General features: G+C 60.5%; 1 pseudogene. It reads left to right on the forward strand.

Annotated features, from left to right (window positions below):
• Positions 1 to 261 (forward strand): annotated as a pseudogene (locus tag AC0L2P_RS32410) (energy-dependent translational throttle protein EttA); the annotation flags it as partial.

The raw sequence follows: 261 nt of genomic DNA on the forward strand, positions 1-261 counted from the left end.
GTCGTGAACTGGGTGCTCGAGCTCGATCGCGGCCGCTATTACACCTACGAATCGAACTATTCCGGCTATCTGGAAAAGAAGGCCAAGCGCCTGGAGCAGGAAGAGCGAGACGAAGCGGGCAAGCAGAAGGCGATCGCCGACGAGCTGGCCTGGATGCGTCAGACGCCTAAGGCCCGTCAGACCAAGTCGAAGGCGCGTATCCGTGCGTTCGAGGAACTGATGGAGAAGCAGGAGAACCGCGTCGCAGGCAAGGCGCAGATC

This window comes from Mesorhizobium sp. WSM4836, assembly GCF_055811815.1.